Origin of the sequence: Geobacter sp. 60473 (assembly GCF_036323535.1) — a bacterium.
Taxonomy (GTDB): Bacteria; Desulfobacterota; Desulfuromonadia; order Geobacterales; family Geobacteraceae; genus Geobacter; species Geobacter sulfurreducens.
In genome coordinates, this window is sequence record NZ_AP028967.1 from 1510836 (window position 1) to 1532762 (window position 21927).

Sequence of the window (21927 nt, forward strand, 5' to 3'; positions counted from 1 at the left end):
CCGTCGCTTGGCCGGAAAACCGGCCGGATACAAAAAAAGCCTCCGCCCCGATAAAGGGGCGAAGGCTTTGCGCTCGCGGTACCACCCTTTTTCGTCCTCGCATACGCCGATCAACGGCGACACAAGAACCTCATTTCCCCTTGACGCGGGATACGGCCCCAACTATCTGCGATCGTCAATCGGCAACGACCGTTTCGCGGGGGCGGCTCCAAGGCGAGTTCATCCTTCCTTATACCGGTTTGCACCACCCACCGGCTCTCTGGCGTCGGCATTTCCGTTACTACCGACAAGGATAAGGGGTCGGACTACTACTCCTCTTCATAGCCTTTTTCTAAATTGTTTAGTGATAATAGAGAACGACTTCTCGGCCTGTCAAGACATTTTCTTCGTAATTATGATATGTTCCAGAACATCGAACATTGTTTGATGCAAGAAAACATCTAGACAGGTCAGTGGTCATCCTTGGCATGCCGATGATGAAGCGCTTTTTCCAGGCGGCGACGGCGCGGCAGGCTCATTAAAAATCCGATGATCCCTGAGAATGTGTAACAGAAAAAGATAACAAAAAGCATGACAACCGGCTCAGCCGCTATGACGATCAAAAGCAATACGGCCAGCACCAACAGGGCGAAGGGTTGCCGTTTGATCAGCTCCGGATCCTTGAAGGAGTAGTAGCGGAAGTTCGATACCATGAGAAACGCCAGGAGATAGATGAGCGCGAGTATCGCTACCTTTTTGTACGAACTTGGCCAGCCGAAATGGTAGAAAAGAAGCACCGTTGCGGAAACCATGCTCGCTGCGGCCGGAATGGGCAGTCCAACGAACCGCTTGTTCTCCACCGTATTGACCTGCACATTGAAGCGGGCAAGACGCAAAGCGCCGCAGACCACGAAGAGGAAGGCGGCAAGCCAGCCGAGCCGTCCGAAAGGCTGAAGGGCCCACTTGTACATGAGCAGACCGGGAGCAACCCCGAAGGCAACAACGTCTGCCAACGAATCGTACTCGACTCCGAACTTGCTTGATGTGCCGGTAAGTCGTGCAACCTTTCCGTCCAGCCCGTCGAAAATGGAGGAGATGAGAATCCAGAGAGCTGCTGTTTTAAAATCGCCGTTCATGGTGGCGACCATGCCGTAGAAACCTGCAAAGAGGCTCCCCGTGGTGAAGAGGTTGGGAAGGATATAAATACCCTTGCGCATGCTCTCCGACATATCGATTTTTTCACCATTCATGGCAGAATCCCCAGGACAGTCTCACCGGCCACCGTCTTCTCGCCTAGAGCGACCTTGATCTCGGTAGCGGTCGGCAGATAGATGTCGAGACGCGAACCGAACCGGATCAGACCATAACGCCCCCCCCTCGTGAGCCGGTCCCCCTTCCCTGCGTAGCAGACGATACGCCGGGCAATGAGACCCGCCACCTGCACGACAGCCAGCCGCAGTCCCCGGGCCGTCTCAATCACCAGCCCTGCCTGCTCGTTCTCGAAGGTAGCCCGTTCGTCACGTACATCAAGAAATTTACCCTTCACGTAGAAGGTATCGAGCACTGTGCCACTCACCGGTGCACGGTTGATATGGACGTTGAACACCGACATAAAAATGCTGATTTTCGTGGTTTCAACCCCCAGGTGTTCTTCGCGGGCAGGCCCGAGATAAATGACAACGCCGTCTGCGGGAGCAATTACGGCATTCTCGTCGCCAGGAGTTATCCGTTCGGGATTGCGGAAGAAAAAGGCAATGAACAGCGTGACTGCCAGAAAGAAAGCCGTTCCCGCCCAGACAACGGGGACATGCCAGGACACGGCGGCAAGGATGAGTGTCAGAACGCCGGCAATGGCGATAAAGGGATACCCCTCGACTGCTATGGGGGTGTTTTCATTCCGCATCAATGGACCTCGGGTTAACACCGGATGCCACCCGTCAAACGGCAAATGAGGCCGGATGCGGCCGTGGAGCCTGAACTCCCGCCGTATCCGGCCTCACCGTGGGTGTAGCCGAGTGTGTCAGTTTTTGGATTTATCGACGATCTTTGACGAACCGATCCACGACATCATGGAGCGGAGCCGTGCGCCAACGTCCTCGATGGGATGCTCCATCCCCTTGCGACGCAACGCATTGAAGGTCGGCTTGTTGGCCTTGTTCTCCAGCATCCACTCCTTTGCGAACTGTCCGCTCTGGATTTCCCAGAGGATCTGCTTCATTTCCTTCTTGGTCTCGTCGGTGATGACGCGGGGACCACGGGTCAGGTCACCGTACTCGGCAGTGTTGGAGATGGAATAGCGCATGTTGGCGATACCGCCCTCGTAGATCAGGTCCACGATGAGCTTGGTCTCGTGCAGGCACTCGAAGTAAGCCATCTCCGGAGAATAGCCCGCTTCCACCAGGGTTTCGAAGCCCGCCTGGATCAGGGCCGAAATCCCGCCGCACAGCACGGCCTGCTCACCGAACAGGTCGGTCTCGGTCTCTTCCTTGAAGGAGGTCTCGATGATGCCTGCGCGACCGCCGCCGATGGCGGAAGCATAGGCCAGAGCCACATCGCGGGAGTTGCCGGACGGATCGTGGTGAATGGCGATAAGGCAGGGAACCCCGCCTCCTCTCGTGTATTCGTGACGCACCAGGTGACCGGGTCCCTTGGGGGCAGCCATGATGACGTTGATGTCCGGGCGCGGAGTGATCTGACCGAAATGGATATTGAAACCGTGCCCGAAAGCCAGATAGGCCCCCTGCTTCAGATAGGGGCCGACTTCCTCGCGGTAGACATCGCCCTGAATCTCGTCCGGCAGGAGAATCATAACCACATCGGCACCCTTCACCGCATCCGCGGTGGGGAGAACCGTCAGTCCGGCGCCGGTGGCCTTGGCCACGGAGGGAGAGTCGGCCTTGAGGCCGACCACCACGTCGACACCCGAATCCTTCAGGTTATTGGCATGGGCGTGGCCCTGGGAGCCGTAGCCGATGACGGCAACCCTTTTCCCCTTGAGCACGCTCAGATTGCAGTCCTTGTCGTAATAAATCTTCATCACTTTCCTCCTTGTATTTGTTCGATCGACACCTGAAACGAACGGTGAATGTAATCGGCCCTACCCTTTCCACCCCTTGGCGCCGCGCCCGATGGCCGCCGGACCGGTTCTGACGAGCTCCTTGAGCCCCAGGGGGCGGAGCAGTTCAAGGATCGCATCGATCTTGGCCGGCGTTCCCGTGGCCTCGATGGTAAAGGAACGGGGGGTCACATCAATGATTTTGGATCTGAAAATATCGACGATCCGCAGCACTTCAGCCCGGGCATCGTCCTCGGCGGTCACCTTGATGAGCGCCATTTCCCGTTCAATCACTTCCCCGTCGGTAAAATCAATGACCTTGATGACATCGATGAGCTTGTTGAGCTGCTTGGTGATCTGCTCGAGAATCTGGTCGTCCCCCCGGGTGACGATGGTCATGCGGGAGATGGATTCGTCATTGGTGGGCGCAACCGAGAGTGAGTCGATATTGAAGCCGCGGCCGGAGAAGAGACCGGCCACGCGAGAGAGAACACCGAATTCGTTTTCCACCAGAACGGTGATCGTATGTCGCATGTATGAAGCCTCCTGAGGAATGGGAGAGCGGGTCGGGCGTCACCGACGACGACCGACCCGACTTGCACGATTAGGCGTTGAGCACCATTTCATTGAGAGAAGCCCCGGCGGGCACCATGGGGAGAACCTTTTCCTCCCGCGCGATCTTGAACTCCATGATAACCGGTCCGGGCGTCTCGAATGCCTTCTTGATGGTGCCTTCCACTTCGTCCACCTTGGTTGCCTGGAGGCCGGTCGCACCGAAGGCCTCTGCCAGCTTGATGAAGTCGATGGGCAGCTCCATGCAGGTCTGGGAGTAGCGGCGGTCGAAGAACAATTCCTGCCACTGCCGGACCATGCCGAGGAAATTGTTGTTGAGAATGCAGATCTTGACCGGCAACCGATTCTGGACCAGGGTCGCCAGTTCCTGCATGTTCATCTGAAAGCCGCCGTCACCGCATATGGCGATGACCTGGCGATCGGGATACGCAGCCTGAGCGCCCATGGCGGCAGGCAGTCCATAGCCCATGGTGCCGAGTCCGCCCGATGACAGGAGGGTCCGGGCCCTGGTGAAGGTGAAAAACTGGGCAGTCCACATCTGGTGCTGCCCCACGTCCGTGGCGATGATGGCGTCGGGCTCGGAAAGCTCCCGAAGCTTCTGGATAACGTACTGGGGTTTGATGACCGAGGTTGTCTGCTTGTAGGTCATGGGATGCTTCTGTTTCCATCCCTCGATCTCGGCCATCCAGGGTTCAATACCCGTGCGGAAGCGCTCCACCTTGTCCCCCTGCTCCTCCAGCACCTTGAGCATCTGGGACAGGACCTTCTTCACCTCGCCCACGATCGGAAGGTCGACCCGCACGTTCTTCCGGATGGACGTGGGGTCCACGTCCACATGGATGATCTTCGCGTGGGGGGCGAAGGTGGCGACCTTACCGGTTACGCGGTCGTCGAACCGGGCGCCCACGGCAAACAGCATATCGCAGTTGGTTACCGCCATGTTGGCGTAGTAGGTCCCGTGCATTCCCAGGAGTCGCAGAGCCTGATGATCATCCTCGGGAAAGGAGCCGAGACCCATGAGGGTCGTGGTAACCGGCATATTGAGCCGTTTGGCGAAATCATACAGCTCGCCGGCTGCATCGCCGGAGATCACCCCTCCACCCACGTAGATCACCGGCTTCCTGGCCTCAAGCATGAGGGAGACGGCCTTTTCGATCTGTTTGGAATGCCCCTCCACCGTCGGCTTGTAGCTCCGCAACTCGATGGAGTCCGGGTAGTGAAACTCAGCGGTGGCGATCTGCACGTCCTTGGGAAGATCCACGAGGACCGGTCCCGGGCGGCCCGTGCGGGCGATATAGAATGCCTTCTTGATGATGGACGGGATATCCTTCACGTCCTTCACCAGGAAATTATGCTTGGTGCACGGCCGGGTGATGCCGACAATATCGACTTCCTGAAACGCATCGTTGCCGATAAGGGCCGTGGGCACCTGGCCGGTAATGACCACCACGGGGATGGAATCCATGTATGCGGTGGCAATGCCGGTAACGGTGTTGGTGGCACCGGGGCCGGACGTGGCGATGGCTACCCCCACCCGTCCGGTGGCACGTGCAAAACCGTCGGCCGCGTGGACGCCGGCCTGTTCGTGCCGGGGAAGAATGTGACGTATCTCCTTGAAAGAAAACAGCTCATCATAGATGTTGATTACCGTGCCGCCGGGGTAGCCGAACACGGTATCGACCCCTTCGAGCTTGAGGCATTCGAGTAATATTCTCGCTCCTGTCATTTTCATGCAAAGCCTCCTGCGGGCAAATGGAAAAAGTTTCAGTCGGCCGAGGTCACCGCACCGGTGTAGGCGGATGTCACCACCTTGGCGTAGCGGGCGAGCCAGCCGGTTTTGATCTTCGGCTCGGGCGCCGACCAGCGGGAACGACGCTCTTGCAGAACCGCCTCGTCAACGAGGAGTTCCAGCCGACGGTTGGGGATATCGAGCAGGATGCGGTCACCCTCCTCCACGAGGGCAATGGGTCCGCCTTCAGCGGCCTCGGGAGAAACGTGCCCAATACAGGGACCGCGGGTGCCCCCGGAGAACCTGCCGTCGGTGATGAGCGCAACCGAGTCACCGAGACCGAGCCCCATGAGGGTCGCCGTGGGTGCCAGCATCTCCCGCATACCCGGTCCTCCCTTGGGACCCTCGTAGCGGATGACCACCACGTCGCCGGCAACGATCCTCCCCCCCATGAGAGCCGCCATGGCCGCCTCTTCAGAATCGAAGCAACGGGCAGTCCCCTCGAATGTCATCATGGCATCCGAGACGCCGGACTGCTTGACCACAGCGCCCTTGGGCGCCAGGTTGCCGAAGAGGACGGCAATCCCGCCCTCCTTCTTCACCGGGTTCGACAGGGGACGAATGACTCGTTCGTCCACAGACTCCACGGTTGAAGCGAGCTGGAGGGTGGAGAGCCCCATGACCGTCGGGTTGTCGCGGACCAGGGAACCAAGCTGCCGGAGTACACCCATGACGCCGCCACCGGCGTCCAGATCCTCCATGAAGTACTCGCCCGCCGGATTCATGGAAGATATCTGGGGGGTTTCCTTGGCTAGCGTGTCGAATGTTTCCAGCGGCAGGTCAACTCCAGCCTCCCGGGCAATGGCCAGGAGATGGAGCACCGTATTGGATGAGCCGCCCAACGCAAGGTCCACGCGGATGGCATTCTCAAAAGCGTCGCGGGTAAGGATCTGGCGCGGGGTGATATCGTTACGGACAAGATCGACGATCTTCTCCCCGGACGCAAAGGCGATGCGCCGCTTGAGGGCTGACACCGCGAGAGCCGTGCCGCAACGGGGGAGACTCATGCCCATGGTCTCGGTCAGAATCGCCATGGTATTGGCAGTGAAAAGCCCCTGACAAGATCCCATGCCGGGGCAGGCATTGTCCTCGCAGACTCCGAGCTCACGCTCGTCGATGACCCCGGCCTTGTAGCGGGCCATGGCCTCAAAGGTATCGGTAACGAATGAATAACGGCGTCCTTCCGTACCGCGACCGGCCATCATCGGACCCGCGGTAACCACGATCGAAGGAATGTTGAGCCGTGCCGCCGCCATAAGCATGCCGGGCGTGATCTTGTCGCAATTGGTGAGCAGCACCAAGCCGTCGAGCCGATGAGCTTCAGCAACCGACTCCACCATGTCGGCAATGAGTTCACGGGTGGGAAGCGAGTAGTGCATCCCCTTGTGTCCCATGGAGATGCCGTCGCAAACACCTGGAATGCCGAAGAAAAAAGCGTATCCCCCGCCTGAGTGGATGCCTTTTTCGATAAAGCGCTCCAGATCGCGCATCCCCACATGGCCGGGGATCAGGTCGGTGAAACTGGTGGCCACGCCGATGAACGGCTTGTCCATCTGGCTCTGGGGGACGCCGGTACCCTTGATGAGAGCACGGTGCGGCGTGCGTTCAACGCCCTTCTTTATAGTGTCGCTGCGCATGTGAACTTACCTCGCGACTGGTAGAGTATGAACCGGCACCAACCACCCTCTGCGGAGGGGGAAGAATCTGACATGGCCGGTAAGGTAAAGTGTGAACATAATACAACCGGGGGTGCGGTGTCAACTCCAATAAAATGGCGTTATACCGCCTTTTGGCACATCCTGGCGAGCTCCGCCTCGGACGGTCTGATGTAGGTAGGATTAAGAAGCGGCAGCGGGACAGCCGCGCCTGTGCGCAGCAGCTCACCCGCCAGAAGTGCTCCGGCTGAGGCTCGGGGCTGGTGACAGTGCGCAGGGGCAAAGAAAGCACGATGTCCCAGGATCGACTCGATGGCTTCCCGGTACCGGATGGCCCCGTCTCCCACGAATATGGCCTCACCTTCAATCGCCTCGAGGAAGCGTTCAGGCGGTGCAACGCGGTCGACAATAACCGGTTCGGGAGCTGACGTCACCCTATAGAGCCCCCCGTACACCTCTTTTTTGCGAGCGTCGAACAGGGTGCAAACCGGCAACAAGCTCCAGGGGAGGTTCAGGGCGAGCATGGCGAGGGACGAGAAACCAACGGCAGGCTTGCCGGTTGCCAGGGCCAGCCCCTTGACCGTGGCCACTCCGATCCGGACACCGGTGAACGATCCCGGCCCCAATGCTACGCCGAAACCGTCCAGTTCCTCCAACTCCATGCCGGTATCCCGAAGCAGCAGATCTACGGCTGCCAGCAGACGCTCCGACGGATGACGCTCGGCTTCCAGAAGATATTCGCCCGCGCACCGGCCGTCGATGCTCAGTGCCGCACTGCACGTGGAGGTGGAGGTGTCAATGGTGAGGATCTTCACGCTATCCTTGTCCCACGATGTAGCGGGCGATATCGTTGTAGAATGCCAGCACCATCAGACCGATAAGAAGGGCAAGCCCGACCTGCTGGGCGATCTCGCGCGCTCTCATGCTGACCGGTTTGCGGAAGATCAGCTCCCACAGGTAGAAAATCAGGTGGCCGCCATCCAGAATCGGGATGGGAAGAAGGTTCAGGACGCCCAGGTTGATCGAGAGAAGCGCCATGAATGCCAGAAAGCTGACTCCTCCTGCTTCGGCCTGCTGGCCGGCCATCTTGGCAATCATGATCGGTCCGCCGATGGTATCGAGGGGGACGGCCCGCTCGACGATCTTAACCAGAGAGACGACCGTAAGACGGATCACGTTGCCGGTCTGAACGGTTCCCCGCTGCAGGGCCTCGCTGATGGGATACGTGTCTATGACCGTTTCGCCCGAGGCCACCACACCGATGACCGGCGTGGTAACGGTTTCGCCGAGAAGGTTCTTGCCGGTCCGCGTTTCGGGCGTCACACGGAAGGTCTTGATCTCTTCCCCCCGCTTCACCTCAACGACAAGGGGAGCGCCCTTCCCCGCAGAGATCTCGGCCGCCATCTCATCCCAGCGAGAGACCGCCTTGCCGTTAACGCCGGTAATGACGTCGTTTGCCATGATGCCCGCCTTGGCAGCGGGCTTGTCCTTGACGACTTCGCCGATCTTGGAGGTTACCGAGGGGACGCCGATCATGAAGATCGCGATGAATACGATCCAGGCAAAGATCAGGTTGAAGCCCGGCCCGGCCACAACGATCCCGATTCGCTTGAGAGGAGATTTCTCGGCAAAGGAACGGGCCTTGTCCTCTTCGGAAAGCTCCCCTTCGACGCCTTCTCCCACCATCTTCACGTATCCCCCCAAAGGGAAGGCGGAGATGAGATACTCGGTCTCGCCCACCTTTTTCCCGATGAGCTTGGGACCGAATCCCAATGAGAACTTTTCGACCCCCACACCGAAGAGTTTGGCAAAAATGAAGTGTCCCAACTCGTGAACGAAGATCAGTATTCCTAAAACGATGATTGCGGAGATGATGCTGACCATGGTCTCCTCTCGTACTGCGGTTAGCGGCGGACAAGTCCCACGAGTTCACGCGCCTTCTCCCGCGCCCAACGGTCGGTGATGAGCGCCTCCTCGATGGTGGAAAGGGTGTGTGCTTCATGGGCGTCCATGGTTCGTGCGATAGTGGCGGCAATGTCGATGAATCCGATCGTCCCGGACAGAAAAGCCTCTACCGCCACCTCATTGGCGGCGTTCATGACCGCGGGCATGCTTTCCCCAGCCGCCAAAGCGTCGTAGGCAAGCTTCAGCGCGGGAAAGCGGCGATAGTCCGGCTTGAAAAAGGTGAGCCCGGACAGAGCGGTGAGGTCAAGGGGATTCACACCGGTGGGAACCCGCTCGGGATAGGTCAGAGCATAGGCGATGGGTGCCTTCATGTCGGGGACACCCAACTGAGCCATGACACAGCCGTCCACATACTCGACCATTGAATGGATGATGCTCTGGGGATGAATGTTCACGTCGATCCGCTCTGCCGGCGTATCGAAAAGCCAGCGAGCCTCGATCACCTCCAGCCCCTTGTTCATCATGGTGGCCGAATCGATGGTTATCTTGCGCCCCATGGACCAGTTGGGGTGGTTCAGAGCGTCGTCGATCGAAACCCGGGACAGCTGATCGAGCGGCAGATTCAAGAAGGGGCCGCCCGAAGCGGTTAGTATGATCCGCAACACATCCTTGCGGCTCTGTCCTTCCATGGACTGGAACACGGCGCTGTGTTCGCTGTCAACGGGATAGAGTCTGACATTCTTGTCCCGCACCAGATCCATGATGAGCCTGCCGGCAGTGACCAGGGTTTCCTTGTTGGCAAGGGCCACATCTTTGCCGGCCCGTATAGCCGCAGCGGTCGGAACCAGCCCGGCGGCACCGACTATTGCGGCAACAACCATATGGGCATCCCCCGCCGTGGCTGCGGCGATAAGTCCTTCAATGCCATAATGGATCTCCGGCTTGTACCCTGGCAGACTTTCGTCCAGTTCAACGGCCAGTTTTTCGCTCAGAACGCTGACCATTTGCGGACGGAACATCTCGATCTGCCGCTTCAGCATTTCAAGGTTGTTGCCGGCAGTGAGAGCAACGACACGGAAGCGGTCGGGATGGGCTGAGACAACTTCCAGCGTGCTGACCCCAATGGAGCCTGTTGATCCGAGTATGGTGATGTTTTTCATGGATACCCTGCCAAACCTATCGGTTCATGAACACGAAAAGAGCGTAGTAGTAGGCAGCCGGCACAGCGAACAGAATGCTGTCCAGCCGGTCGAGGATGCCACCGTGACCGGGCACGATCGCCCCCGAATCCTTAACGCCGAAACTGCGCTTGAGCAACGACTCGAAGAGGTCGCCGACCTGGCCGAGAACTCCCAGCAGGAGCGCCGTGGCAATGCAGTCAAGAACGGTCAGCCCGGGGAAAAAGGTTAGACGCGCTACAAAGGTTCCGGCAAGGCTGCCGAGTAATCCGCCGATTGCCCCCTCAATGCTCTTGTTTGGGCTGACTGACGGATAAAGCTTGCGGCGGCCCAGATTACTTCCCACATAATACGCTGCCGTATCTCCGGACATGACAATAACGAGAACGAGAAAAACCCAGTCGACACCGTCCGGAAGAGCGCGCAGCCACACCAAGTGAGACAGAAGCAGCGGCACGTAGAGAATCCCCGTCGCGAACAGGGCCGTTTCCGCTGCGGCCGACCGGACATCGCGAAAACTGAAGAGAATCCTGAGAGCGAATGCGAGGAAGACAATCGTCAGGGCAAAAGCGAGCAGGGTTGACGATGTACGGAGAGGAACCATTTCGATGATGCGATCCTGAGCAGCCAGGAACGCGGGTATAAGTGCCCCTGCCAGGGAAGCAGCCACTCCTTCCGCCCTGCGGTCCGGAAGCGCCATACGATAGTATTCGCTGAGTCCGAGAAACGTGAGAACAACGACGAACGATGCAAAAAAAACATAGCTCGCCTTGAGGACGAACAGAATCAGCAGAGGGAGGGCAATTGCTCCGGTAATGACGCGCTTAATGGCTAGCTCCTCGTGTTGATCTGGGCGCTCGTGCGACCGAAACGCCTCTCGCGGGCCTGGTAATCGCTCAATGCCCGGTACAGTTCCTCCGGCGTGAATTCTGGCCAGTTGACCGAGGAGAAGTAGAGCTCCGTATAAGCCAGCTGCCAAAGGAGAAAATTACTGATCCTCATCTCTCCGCTCGTGCGGATGAGAAAATCGGGATCAGGGAGCCCGCCGGTAAACAGATACGAGGAAAAGGCAGTCTCACTGAGATCCTCGGCCTTGAGCACGCCTGAAGCGATATCCGAGGCGATCCGCGTAGCCGCAGTCATGATCTCCTGGCGCGCGCCGTAGGAAAGTGCCAGGGTGAGGATCATGCCGGTGTTGCCGCTGGTCCGGTCAATGGCGCCCTGGACGGCTTTGTTCACGTCCGGCGGCAGTTCATCACGGTTGCCGATGACAGTGAAGCGGATGTTGTTGGCATCCATCCGCGCAACCTCAGATGCAATGTACTTTTTCAGCAGGGCCATCAGCGCCTTGACCTCGGTCTTCGGCCGAAGCCAGTTCTCTGCTGAAAAAGCGAAGAGCGTCAGATATCCGATACCGAGCCGGGAACACTCCTCAACGATGACCCTGACCGTCTCCACCCCTTTCTGGTGGCCGATGATCCGCGTGAGCATCCGTTCCTGAGCCCAGCGGCCGTTACCGTCCATGATAATGGCCAAGTGCCTGGGGAGTTTATCGGGTATGAGGCCGTGCATATGTCACCAGAAACAAAAAATCCCCTTTAAACGAGGGGTTAAAGGGGATTAAACCATAAAAGCAGTATGGGCGCAAGGAAAAAAACGAAATTAACGGGTTGCGTGGCCATTGACCACGCCTCCTCATACCTCCATGACTTCCTTTTCCTTGTGAGCTAAGACCTCGTCGACCTTGGCGACGAAGACGTTCGTCACATCCTGGACTTCCTTCTCGGCGCGCTTGAGGTCGTCTTCGGATATCTTTTTGTCCTTCTCCAGCTTCTTGAGACCATCAATGGCCTCGCGACGGATGTTCCGAATAGCTATCTTGGCATCCTCGGCCGTCTTCTTGAGCGACTTAACGATCTCCTTGCGACGCTCCTCGGTGAGGGGAGGAAGACTGATCCTGATGAGCTTGCCGTCATTGGACGGAGTGAACCCGAGATTGGCGTTCAGGATCGCCTTCTCAATGACCGAGATCATCTTTGCCTCCCACGGCTGAATGGTGATGGTCCGCGGCTCGGGTACGGCAAGAGTAGCTACCTGGTTGAGTGGAGAGGGATTGCCGTAGAAATCCACCCTAATCTCGTCAAGAAGACCGGTGTTTGCCCGTCCGGTGCGAACTTTCTGGTACTCGCGACGCAACGATTCGACCGATTTTTCCATGTGAGACTTCATATCGTTGATGACGTCTTTCGTCATGTCATTCTCCTTTCACAATGGTGCCGATCTCTTCGCCGCACACCACTTTCTTGATATTGCCGTAGGTGGTGATATCAAACACGATGATGGGAAGATTGTTGTCCATGCAAAGCGATGTTGCCGTGGCGTCCATCACTTGAAGCCCCTTTTTGAGCACCTCGAGGTAGGTAAGCCGGGGGTACTTCAGTGCCGTCGGATCCTTCTTGGGGTCGGCCGAATAAACGCCGTCGACCTTGGTCCCCTTGAGAATGACGTCCGCCCCGATTTCCATGGCCCTCAGGCTTGCCGCCGTGTCGGTCGTAAAGTAGGGATTACCGGTCCCGGCGCCGAAAATGACGATTCGTCCCTTTTCCAGATGGCGGATGGCCCGCCTCCTGATGTAGGGCTCCGCCACTTCCTGCATGGCGATGGCCGACTGGACCCGTGTGTCGACGCCGACCTTCTCCAGGGCATCCTGCATGGCCAGAGAGTTGATCATGGTCGCAAGCATGCCCATGTAGTCGGCGCTGGCGCGGTCCATTCCCTTGGAAGAAGCGGCAAGTCCGCGGAAAATGTTTCCGCCGCCGATCACCAGGGCCAATTGAGAGCCGGTGGCCACAACTTCCTTGATCTCGGCAGCAATGGCGGTAATGGTTCGGGGATCGATACCGTATCCCTGATCGCCGGCCAGGGCTTCACCGGAAAGCTTAAGCAACACTCGTCCGTAGTAGGGTGTACCCATGATGTTCTGTCCTCGTACACGCTGTTAAAGCGCCGCTGACGGCGCGAACGCAAAAAGAGCCGGCCATGTTCATGACCGGCCCGTGTGCCTTGTTACAGACCCGCTACGGCGGCAACCTCCGCGGCAAAGTCCGATTCTTTCTTTTCAAGCCCTTCGCCCAGAACGAAGCGTGCGAAGCGTCTGACCGACATGTTTTCGCCGATGGACGAAATAGTCTCATTCAGGAACTGCTGAACGGTCTTGTCCGGATCCTTGACGAAATTCTGCTCCATGAGGCATATCTCGGCGTAGAACTTGTTGATCTGCCCCTCGATGATCTTCTCAATGATGTTTTCCGGCTTGCCCGTCTCACGGGCCTTGGCGCGGTAGATTTCCTTCTCGCGCTCAAGCAGCTCCGCGGGCACTTCCTCGCGACGCACGTATTGAGGGGAAGCGGCGGCGATATGCATAGCGATATCCTTCACGAATACCTGGAAGCTATCGTTGCGCGCCACAAAATCGGTCTCGCAGTTCACTTCGACAAGAACACCGATCTTGCCGCCGGCGTGAATATAAGAGCCAACAGCACCTTCGGTGGCTGCCCGACCCGCCTTTTTAGAAGCGGCAGCAAGACCCTTTTTTCTGAGGAAATCGACCGCCTGCTCAATATCGCCGTTGGTTTCGGTGAGGGCCTTCTTGCAGTCCATGAGGCCGGCACCGGTGATTTTACGCAGTTCGTTGACCTGTGCAGCTGTAATGCTCACTGTATCCTCCCTGGTGAAGGAACGGAAGCCGAAGCGCCGTCCCGATCATTATGCGATGTGATGAATCAGACCGGATCAGGCCTCGGCGCCACTTTCTTCCGCAACGGCTTCCATAGCCTCCTCGTCGCCGGTCTGAAGAACGGCGTCACGAGCCTGGGAGCCCTCGATGACCGCGTCGGCCATCTTGGAAGTGAGCAGACGAATGGCGCGGATGGCGTCATCATTTCCAGGAATTACATAGTCGATGGGATCGGGGTCGCAGTTGGTGTCAACCACGGCCACAACGGGAATACCCAGCTTCTTGGCCTCGCTGATGGCGATAGTCTCATTCTTGGGATCGATCACGAAGAGCGCGCCGGGAAGCTTGCCCATCCCTTTGATGCCGCCGAGAATCTTTTCCAGCTTCTCCCGCTCTTTTTCAAGCTGCAGAGCTTCCTTCTTGGTGTACGCTTCAATGGAGCCGTCGGCGAACATGGCATCCAGCCGCTTGAGGCGGTCGATGCTCTGCTTGACGGTGACGAAGTTGGTGAGCATGCCGCCGAGCCAGCGCTGGTTGACGAAATACATGCCACAGCGGACTGCCTCTTCGCCGATGGCATCCTGGGCCTGCTTCTTGGTGCCCACGAAGAGCATCGTTTCGCCGGCCTGGGCGTTCTCACGAACGAAATTGTACGCATTCTTGAAGAGGCGCACGGTCTTCTGGAGGTCGATAATGTAAATACCGTTACGCGCCCCGAAGATATAGGGTTTCATCTTCGGGTTCCATCTCTTGGTCTGGTGGCCGAAGTGAACACCGGCCTCCAGAAGCTCCTTCATGGTGATGTTCGACATGCTTTCTCTCCTTTTCGGTTGTGCCTCCGCCTTCCTGATAATGGCCGGAATCCGCCAGGGACACCGCCGGCCCGATGGAAGGCGTGCGTGATTTGAACAGCAAATCCATATACCACAGAGCGCCCGGCTTTAGCAACACCAAAGATTGGCGAGGCTATGCTCTTATATTTACATGCCGCACCCCTTCGTGTATCATGACTGCCCAATGTCCCGACTCCTGTTTCGCTATATCTGCACTGAAACCGCAGTCCCCTTTGCACTCGGGTTAACGGTATTCACCTTTGTTCTGCTGATGGGCCGCCTCCTGAAGCTCGCCGAGATGGTTTTCGCCCGCGGAGTCCCGTTCCTCGACGTTACCCGCCTTATCCTCTACATGCTGCCTTCATTCTTTCTGGTGGCGATTCCCATGGCATTTCTCCTGGCGGTGCTCCTGGCCATGGGCCGGCTCTCTGCCGACAGCGAGGTGACCGCCATGAAGGCCAGCGGCATGAGCATAGGAACCATCGCCGTGCCGGTGATCGCCTTCGGGGTCATCACATACGCCGCCACTACGTTTGTCTCGGTCTACGCGCTTCCCTGGGGCAACACCGCGTTCAAGAAGTTCCTCCACGGTGTCATAGAGACGCGCGCCGCCATGAGTATCACGGAAAAGGTCTTTAACGACGAATTTCCCGGCCTCGTGATCTACGTGGACGGCTTTGACCCCAAATCCGGACGGATCAGCGGCATCCTGATCCATGACGAGCGCAACCCCGACGAGCCGTCGACCATCTTCGCCGCTTCCGGCCAGCTGGCTACCAACCCCGAAGAACGTATCGTTCGCCTGCGGCTGAATAACGGCGGGATTCATCGGGGCATAGGAACCGGCGGCTACCGTCTCGTGGAATTCACCAGCTATGATCTGAGCATTGCCCTGCAGCGGGAGCAGCAAAAGGCTCGCCTCAACGAGGAAGATATGACCCTGGGCGAGCTCCTTGCCCGCATGAAATCCCCCGGCGAACAACCCAAGCTGGTCCGCGAGATGCACTTCGAGCTTCACAAACGTTTTGCCCTCCCTTTCGCCTGCGTAGTGTTTGCGGTCATTGCCGTTCCTCTGGGTATCCAGAACCAGAGATCCGGGCGGGCAGGAGGTTTTGCCGCCGGCATCATCCTGCTCATGCTCTACTATATTCTCATGTCCGCCGGCAAAACCGTCAACGAGAAGGGAATCGCTCCGGCATTCGTTGCCGTATGGATCCCCAATGCACTATTCCTCGGCCTCGGGATATTTCTCCTGAAACGGGCGGCCCTCGACCGGGCGATCCCCCTGGCGGACTCTGTGACAACGGCCTTGGCATGGGTGCGGCAAAGATTTGAGCGGAGGAAGACGTGACCATTCTGACCCGCTACATTGCCGGTGCCTACCTGAAAATTCTGGGACTCTGCCTGGCGTCCTTCGTCGCCATTTACCTGGTCATCGACTTTCTGGAAAAGATCGGCCGGCTCCTCCGCTTCCATCCCCGGTGGATCGACATCGTCCAGTACTTCATCTGCAAGTTGCCCGAGATCATCACCCAGGTCATCCCGCTGGCAGTGCTCATGTCCACGCTTCTCACCCTCGGCATGCTTTCCCGCAACAGCGAGATCGTCGCCATGCGCGGCTGCGGCATAGGGCTCGGCAGAATCAGCGCGCCGCTCATCGTAATTGCCGCCGCGGTCAGCCTCCTCACGATTTTTTCCAACGAATTCGTACTGCCTTCCAGTTATCGACAGATGCGCTACGTGGACCAGGTGCTGATCCGCAAGCAGGGAACCAACACGTTTTTCCGCCAGAACAACATCTGGCACAAAGACGAGAGTGCGATCATGATGGCAAGGGTGTTTGACCCGGGTCGGCAGGCGCTGCGAGGGATTACACTCTGGCGCTTTTCGGACGGAATGCGCCCCGTCAGCAGGATCGATGCAGCCGAAGGGACGTGGGACGGTGCGAGGTGGACCTTCAAGACGGTGACGGTCCGGGGGCTCGCCGGGCCTTCAGTGGAGACGAGAACGCTGGCCTCGCTGCCGGCGGAGCTCAACCTCAAGATAGAGGACCTGAAGGTGGTGGATAAGTATGCCGACAACATGGGCTTTTTCAAACTGCGCGATTACGTGCGGAAACTGAAGGCGGGAGGATATGACACCACCCGCTACGAGGCCCAGATGCACTCGAAGATATCCCTCCCCTTCGCCTCGCTCATCATGGCATTTCTGGGCATCCCGTTCGCCCTGCGGGGGGGGAGGTCGAGCGGGGTCGCACTGGGGATTACAGCGAGCATCGGCATCGGGTTCACCTATTTCATCACCAACTCCATTCTCATTTCCTTTGGCCAGACCGGCATCCTCCCGCCACTTATCTCCGCATGGGCGGCGAACGTGCTTTTTGCCCTGTCGGGCATCTGGCTGGCAATGACCCTGGACCGTTGACACGACGGCGGGGCGTGGTCTACTTGGCGCATCAGGACCGGGCACGATGGTCGCCCCGTCGAGGCGATGCGCGGAGGGAAAACTCATGATCCTTCGAATGATCGTACCGCTCCTGCTGGTAGCCGTTCTGGCGGCCGGCACCGCCGGAGGCGCCACTCGTCCGGCCAAGCAGAAGCAAATTGCTGCGGCCGCTGCCGCAAAAGCACCGGAGCCGGTACCGGTCAACATCCTTAGCATCATCCCCGCCCAGGGCGAGCCCAATACGACCATAACCCTCTCGGGGAGCGGCTTTACCGCCGGAACCACGGCCTACCTCGGCAATACTGAGATCCCCGCGCGGGTTGTCGGCACGGACGTTCTTTCCTTCGAGATACCGCGCCTGCAGCCTGGGCTCTACGCTCTTTTCGTCAAAAGGGGAGACGGTATAACAAGCCGCACCTACAACTTCTACGTCCTGCCACCGAAACCGATCGTGGAAAGCCTGTACCCTGAAACCGTGGATGTATGCTCACCATCGGGTGAGCGGTTGGTCACCATCACCGGCAGGAATTTCCAGGCCGAGAGCAGAGTCCTGTTCAACGGCGCAGCAGTGAAAAGCAGTTTCGGCTCATCTCAGTCCCTCTCTTTCGTCGTCCCCCCCGTCCAGGCAGGACTTCATCAGATACAGGTAAAAAACGCCGAGGACACGGTCACCACCCCAGTCACCCTCGTGGTGCGCGGCACCCCCGAAGTCTTCAGCGTAGTGCGCGGCGAGAGCTCGGTGAATTACTACAACCTGGTGATCGAGGGCAGGAACTTCCAGCCGGGGGCAACGCTGTCAATCGAGGAGAGCGGCCTGCAACTGGGGCTTAACGCGGGGGGGGGCAAACGTCTCAGGGCAGGGGCAACAGGGGAAAGGGACATGCTGATCTACGTGGACTGTTCGAAACTGGTCTACCAGCGGTATCCGGTTGATCCGACCGACAAAGATCTGCGGTTGCAGGTCATCAATCCTGGTGGCGAAACCAGTTCGGTCGTGCAGGTATCCGCTCCCTGAAGCAAATGGCTCGCCGGGCGGAAGATATCCGCCGGCGAGCCGGAGTGTGTCTGATACGCGAATGGCTGTGGGTGCGAAACCTTCGGCTACCCCTTGTGGGACTTATAGTTCAGGACCTGCAAGTCTCCTTCGACCCTCTCGACACCCTCGACGGCGGTGGCAAGGCGGATAGCCTCCCGTTTCTCCTCCTCGGAGTGCACGTGGCCGGAGAAGCTCACTACCTTGCCGGATACGCTGATCCTGAAACGGATGTACTCGATGTCGGCAGACTTGAGAAAGGCCGTTTCCACCCTCTTGGCAAGGATGGTCTCATCGATCACCCGCTTCAGACGCTCCTCCCCCTCCTTGAGGCGGGAATCCTTTGCCGCTGCGATGATGCTTTCGATAATCGCAGTCTGGCTCATGCGCTCGGTGTTGAACGTCAGGTCGTAGCCGAGCGAATCGTTCCAGTCACGATTGAAGTAGAAATGGATGAAACCGCCCCGCTGGTGGTCGCTCTTGCGGATCAGTTCCCGCGCCAGATCGGGATCGATCCATTCGCGCTCGGAAAAGTTTTCAACCCGGTGTTCGAAGGGGGCAATGAAGCGGATTCTGAGAATATTCTCCACCTCGGAGAGAAGGTCCTGGGCGCCGCGGCCGTAAAGGATCACGTTTCCCTGTTTGACACAGTCGAGAATTATGATTTCGATGGTGTTGAGATGTGCGGCGTGCATCCGGTCCTCGGCAGTGATATAGACCGGAGGCTTTTCGTCCACCCGCTTGAGAAGCTCCTTGTCAAGGCCGTAACGGGGCGCAAGCTCCGCGATCTTGTTACCGTCGACAAGGGTATGTTTGAGGCGCTTGGCCACCTCGCGGGCAATCTGGTAAGCTCCCGTACCCATCTCTCTGGAGATCGTAATTACTGCCATGTGCCCTCCTGTACTGGGGAAAGTGACTAATCCTAGCATGAGGAATTGGTGTATACAAGGAGTTATTTTGACCAACAATTACAGCATATTAACGACTATAAGCCGTTGTTCGGACGAGGTGTATCGTGAACGGAGCCATTGATCTCGTCATCCGGTTCCTTCTGTTTGCCATGCTTCATTCCGTCGCGGCCCTGCCGGGCGTTCAGCAGCGCATCGGCAACGTGTTCCCGAGGGGATTTCGCTTCTATCGGGCAACCTACAATCTGACCGCATTGGTCACCTTCGGGTGGGTCATGGCCGCATGGCCCCTGTCACCGGTTATCTACCTGGTGCCCGGATCGGCCAGCCTGGCCTTCCATGCGGTGCAGGCGTTTACCCTGCTGCAGATGATACGCTGCGTCTCCCGCACCGGAATGGCGGATTTCCTCGGCATCCGGCACCTGAGGCGGAAGGACGCCGCTCACGAACTGGTCACCACGGGATGCTACGGTACAGTTCGCCACCCTCTCTACGCACTGTCCATGGTCTTTTGTCTCTTCAACCCACTGATGACCGTAAAATGGCTCTTGTTTACCCTTATGGCTGGGGGATATTTCGTGGTGGGGGCCGTGGTGGAGGAAAAGAGGCTCGAAAGGGAATTCGGTGACGCCTATCGCAACTACCGGAGCCAAGTGCCGATGTTCATTCCGCGAATTGGAAGGTCAGCAGCAAAAGAGTAACGGTGCGTTTTAGCGCGACCGCGCGCGCAGAAACGCTGCGGCCGCATCGGGGGTAAGCGGCTGGCTGAAGAGAAATCCTTGGACCTCGGCGCAACCGTTTGCCCGGAGAAAGGCAAACTGTTCATGGGTTTCGACCCCTTCGGCAATAACATTCAGACCGAGATTGCGAGCCATGGCAATGATGGCGGCCGTGAGGCCAGCCGCGGCCGGATCGGCTGAAATGTCCCTGACAAAAGAACGGTCGATCTTGAGAGCATCGAGCGGAAAGCGCGACAACCTGCTGAGGGAAGAGTAGCCGGTGCCGAAGTCGTCGACGGAAAAACGGACACCCATCTTCTTCAGGTCGCGAATGACTGCAACCGCGTCCTCTTCATTGGACATGAAGACCCCCTCGGTGATCTCCAGTTCCAGATGCGACGGCGGCAATCCGGTGGCACGCAGCACCTTCCTCACCAACTCGGCCAAGCGACGCGACCGGAACTGGAGACTGGAAAGGTTTACCGCCACCCGTACCGGCGGGAGCCCCTCGTGGAGCCAGGTAACCGCCTGGGCGCAAGCGTTCCAGAGGACCCACTCGCCAATCGATGCGATAAGGCCGGTTTCCTCGGCCAAGGGGATGAAATCGTCAGGCGGGACCACATCACAACCCGGCCGGTGCCAGCTCAGCAGAGCCTCCATCCCCACCACGCGCCCCGAGGCCGCATCCAGTTGTGGTTGGTAGCAGAGGCGGAATTCATTCCGTTTGAGCGCCCAGCGCAGGTTGTTTTCGAGGGTCAGCCGCTCGAGCGCCATGGCGTTCATGGAGCCCGAATAGTACTGATAGGTATTGCGGCCCAGTTCTTTGGCGTGATACATGGCCGTATCCGCGTTACGCAAAAGCTGATCGCAGTCCTCGCCGTCGGAAGGAAAGAGACTGATGCCGATGCTTGCCCCCACGAAAACCTCGTGGCCGCCGATCACATAACGTTTGGACAGGGCGGTGATGATGCGTTGCGAGACCCTGGCGGCATCCTGGGGGTGGGCCAGATCGGTCAGCAAAATGGTGAACTCGTCACCGCCCATACGGGAGATGAAGGGGCTCGCATCCTCGCGAGAGGCATGGGTGAGCGTATCGCTGCGCCGCAGGCATTTCATAAGCCGGCCGGCCGCCTCCTGAAGCAGCCGGTCCCCCGCATGGTGCCCCAGGGTATCGTTAACCTTTTTGAAGTGGTCGAGATCCAGGAACAGGACTGCCATCATGAAGCCGTTGCGCTGGGCAAAGGCCAGGGCCTGCTCCATCCGCTCCTCGAACTGGAACCGGTTGGGCAGTGCCGTCAGGGTATCGTGATGGGCAAGGTAGCGAATCCGCTCTTCGGCAAGGGTGCGGTCGGTTATGTCGTGGACCGTTCCGACCAGCCTTGACGTCCGCCCGTCATCTGCGGACAGAAGCTCGGCATGCTGGCTGACGATCCGCTCAACACCATCATCGAGAACGATCCGGTGATCCATGCAGTAGCCGATACCGGTCCGGAACGCCTGAAAGATGGCCTTCTTGACCGTTACCCGGTCTTCGGGATGCACCCGGCGCATCAGGGCCCGGTGACTCTTCCCCTGCCGATGGTCCCTGATGCCGAAAATGCGGCACGACTCCTCGGAGCAGGTAAAGACGTTGGTCTCCAGGTCGAACTCCCAGTTTCCGAGGCGGGCGATACGCTGGGCGTTGTACAGCATGGTCCTGCTCTTGTGAAGCTCATCGAAAGCGAGCTTGGCGCGCAGCAGATAACGGATGCGTCGGGGCAACAGTACCCAGTCGATCGGCTTGGCCAGGAAATCCGAGGCACCTGCCTCGTAGGCTTCATCAATGGCACCGGTATCATCGAGACTCGTCATGACGACGATCTGAGCGCGGTCTCCTCCCGGCAGACGGCGAATACGCCGGCAGACGTCAAACCCGCCCATGCCGGGCATCACCACGTCGAGCAGGATGATGTCAGGAACAAGCCGGCTGAACATCTCGATGGCGGTGACGCCATCGCCGGCTTCGATCACCGCGAACCCCCCCTGCTCCACTGCGCGCCGGGCAAGAACGCGCACCAGCTCATCGTCGTCAATGATCATCACGGTGGCTGAAGCGCCGTCCTTGCCCTCTTTTCGCATC

21 protein-coding genes and 1 other annotated feature are annotated in these 21927 nt (G+C 58.5%); of the genes, 4 read left to right on the forward strand and 17 right to left on the reverse strand.

What is annotated here, in order from left to right; all coding sequences use genetic code 11:
* Positions 1-51: 51 nt before the first annotated feature.
* Positions 52-331: a binding site (T-box leader), on the reverse strand.
* 118 nt (positions 332-449) lie between these two features.
* From pssA to rpsB, 15 genes are all read right to left on the reverse strand, one after another.
* Positions 450-1229 (reverse strand): CDP-diacylglycerol--serine O-phosphatidyltransferase, encoded by a 780-nt coding sequence (gene pssA, locus AABA48_RS06945; RefSeq protein WP_286352423.1) that lies wholly within the window; start codon positions 1227-1229, stop codon positions 450-452.
* Positions 1226-1882, reverse strand: a complete 657-nt coding sequence (locus AABA48_RS06950; protein WP_286352422.1) for a phosphatidylserine decarboxylase family protein — start codon at positions 1880-1882, stop codon at positions 1226-1228. Before AABA48_RS06950 ends, pssA begins: the two co-directional genes overlap by 4 nt.
* 117 nt (positions 1883-1999) lie before the next feature.
* Positions 2000-3016 carry a ketol-acid reductoisomerase gene (gene ilvC, locus AABA48_RS06955; protein ID WP_119332803.1) on the reverse strand — a complete coding sequence of 339 codons (1017 nt, stop codon included), beginning with the start codon at positions 3014-3016 and terminating at the stop codon, positions 2000-2002.
* Positions 3017-3076: 60 nt separating this feature from the next.
* Entirely contained in the window at positions 3077-3568 is a 492-nt protein-coding gene (ilvN, locus tag AABA48_RS06960; RefSeq protein WP_010942555.1) for an acetolactate synthase small subunit, read from the reverse strand.
* 70 nt (positions 3569-3638) lie between these two features.
* Complete coding sequence (gene ilvB, locus AABA48_RS06965) at positions 3639-5339, reverse strand: biosynthetic-type acetolactate synthase large subunit (protein WP_286352421.1); 1701 nt, start codon at positions 5337-5339, stop codon at positions 3639-3641.
* A gap of 32 nt (positions 5340-5371) precedes the next feature.
* Positions 5372-7033, reverse strand: a complete 1662-nt coding sequence (gene ilvD / locus AABA48_RS06970; protein ID WP_286352420.1) for a dihydroxy-acid dehydratase — start codon at positions 7031-7033, stop codon at positions 5372-5374.
* Between the two features lie 140 nt (positions 7034-7173).
* Positions 7174-7866: a tRNA (adenosine(37)-N6)-threonylcarbamoyltransferase complex dimerization subunit type 1 TsaB gene (tsaB, locus tag AABA48_RS06975; protein ID WP_286352419.1), complete on the reverse strand. Its 693-nt coding sequence runs from the start codon at positions 7864-7866 to the stop codon at positions 7174-7176.
* Position 7867: 1 nt separating this feature from the next.
* On the reverse strand, positions 7868-8935 hold the full coding sequence (gene rseP / locus AABA48_RS06980; protein ID WP_286352418.1) for an RIP metalloprotease RseP: 1068 nt from the start codon (positions 8933-8935) through the stop codon (positions 7868-7870).
* Between the two features lie 20 nt (positions 8936-8955).
* Positions 8956-10116 (reverse strand): 1-deoxy-D-xylulose-5-phosphate reductoisomerase, encoded by a 1161-nt coding sequence (locus AABA48_RS06985; RefSeq protein WP_286352417.1) that lies wholly within the window; start codon positions 10114-10116, stop codon positions 8956-8958.
* Positions 10117-10132: 16 nt separating this feature from the next.
* Positions 10133-10963 (reverse strand): phosphatidate cytidylyltransferase, encoded by an 831-nt coding sequence (locus AABA48_RS06990; protein ID WP_286352512.1) that lies wholly within the window; start codon positions 10961-10963, stop codon positions 10133-10135.
* A 2-nt stretch (positions 10964-10965) separates the two neighbouring features.
* Positions 10966-11706, reverse strand: coding sequence for an isoprenyl transferase (locus AABA48_RS06995; RefSeq protein ID WP_286352416.1), 741 nt, complete (start codon positions 11704-11706; stop codon positions 10966-10968).
* A 123-nt stretch (positions 11707-11829) separates the two neighbouring features.
* Complete coding sequence (gene frr, locus AABA48_RS07000) at positions 11830-12387, reverse strand: ribosome recycling factor (protein ID WP_338271227.1); 558 nt, start codon at positions 12385-12387, stop codon at positions 11830-11832.
* A 1-nt stretch (position 12388) separates the two neighbouring features.
* Positions 12389-13108 (reverse strand): UMP kinase, encoded by a 720-nt coding sequence (pyrH, locus tag AABA48_RS07005; RefSeq protein ID WP_286352414.1) that lies wholly within the window; start codon positions 13106-13108, stop codon positions 12389-12391.
* 92 nt (positions 13109-13200) lie between these two features.
* Positions 13201-13851: a translation elongation factor Ts gene (gene tsf, locus AABA48_RS07010; protein ID WP_286352413.1), complete on the reverse strand. Its 651-nt coding sequence runs from the start codon at positions 13849-13851 to the stop codon at positions 13201-13203.
* Between the two features lie 75 nt (positions 13852-13926).
* Positions 13927-14682: a 30S ribosomal protein S2 gene (gene rpsB / locus AABA48_RS07015; protein WP_286352412.1), complete on the reverse strand. Its 756-nt coding sequence runs from the start codon at positions 14680-14682 to the stop codon at positions 13927-13929.
* 205 nt (positions 14683-14887) lie between these two features.
* Between rpsB and lptF the strand changes: the two genes are divergently transcribed.
* The 3 genes from lptF to AABA48_RS07030 all read left to right on the forward strand — a co-directional run bounded on the left by lptF (position 14888) and on the right by AABA48_RS07030 (position 18163).
* Positions 14888-16054 carry an LPS export ABC transporter permease LptF gene (gene lptF / locus AABA48_RS07020; protein ID WP_286352411.1) on the forward strand — a complete coding sequence of 389 codons (1167 nt, stop codon included), beginning with the start codon at positions 14888-14890 and terminating at the stop codon, positions 16052-16054.
* Complete coding sequence (gene lptG, locus AABA48_RS07025) at positions 16051-17127, forward strand: LPS export ABC transporter permease LptG (protein WP_286352410.1); 1077 nt, start codon at positions 16051-16053, stop codon at positions 17125-17127. Before lptF ends, lptG begins: the two co-directional genes overlap by 4 nt.
* Positions 17128-17212: 85 nt before the next feature.
* Positions 17213-18163: an IPT/TIG domain-containing protein gene (locus tag AABA48_RS07030; RefSeq protein ID WP_286352409.1), complete on the forward strand. Its 951-nt coding sequence runs from the start codon at positions 17213-17215 to the stop codon at positions 18161-18163.
* An 86-nt stretch (positions 18164-18249) separates the two neighbouring features.
* On the opposite strand, the gene AABA48_RS07035 is transcribed toward AABA48_RS07030, so the two are convergent.
* Complete coding sequence (locus AABA48_RS07035; protein WP_286352408.1) at positions 18250-19071, reverse strand: cytidylate kinase family protein; 822 nt, start codon at positions 19069-19071, stop codon at positions 18250-18252.
* A gap of 125 nt (positions 19072-19196) precedes the next feature.
* Here AABA48_RS07035 and AABA48_RS07040 point away from each other — a divergent pair, with 125 nt between their 5' ends.
* Entirely contained in the window at positions 19197-19790 is a 594-nt protein-coding gene (locus AABA48_RS07040; RefSeq protein WP_286352407.1) for a methyltransferase family protein, read from the forward strand.
* A gap of 9 nt (positions 19791-19799) precedes the next feature.
* Here AABA48_RS07040 and AABA48_RS07045 read toward each other — a convergent pair whose 3' ends face one another.
* Positions 19800-21926, reverse strand: coding sequence for a putative bifunctional diguanylate cyclase/phosphodiesterase (locus AABA48_RS07045; RefSeq protein ID WP_286352406.1), 2127 nt, complete (start codon positions 21924-21926; stop codon positions 19800-19802).
* Between the last annotated feature and the right edge of the window lies 1 nt (position 21927).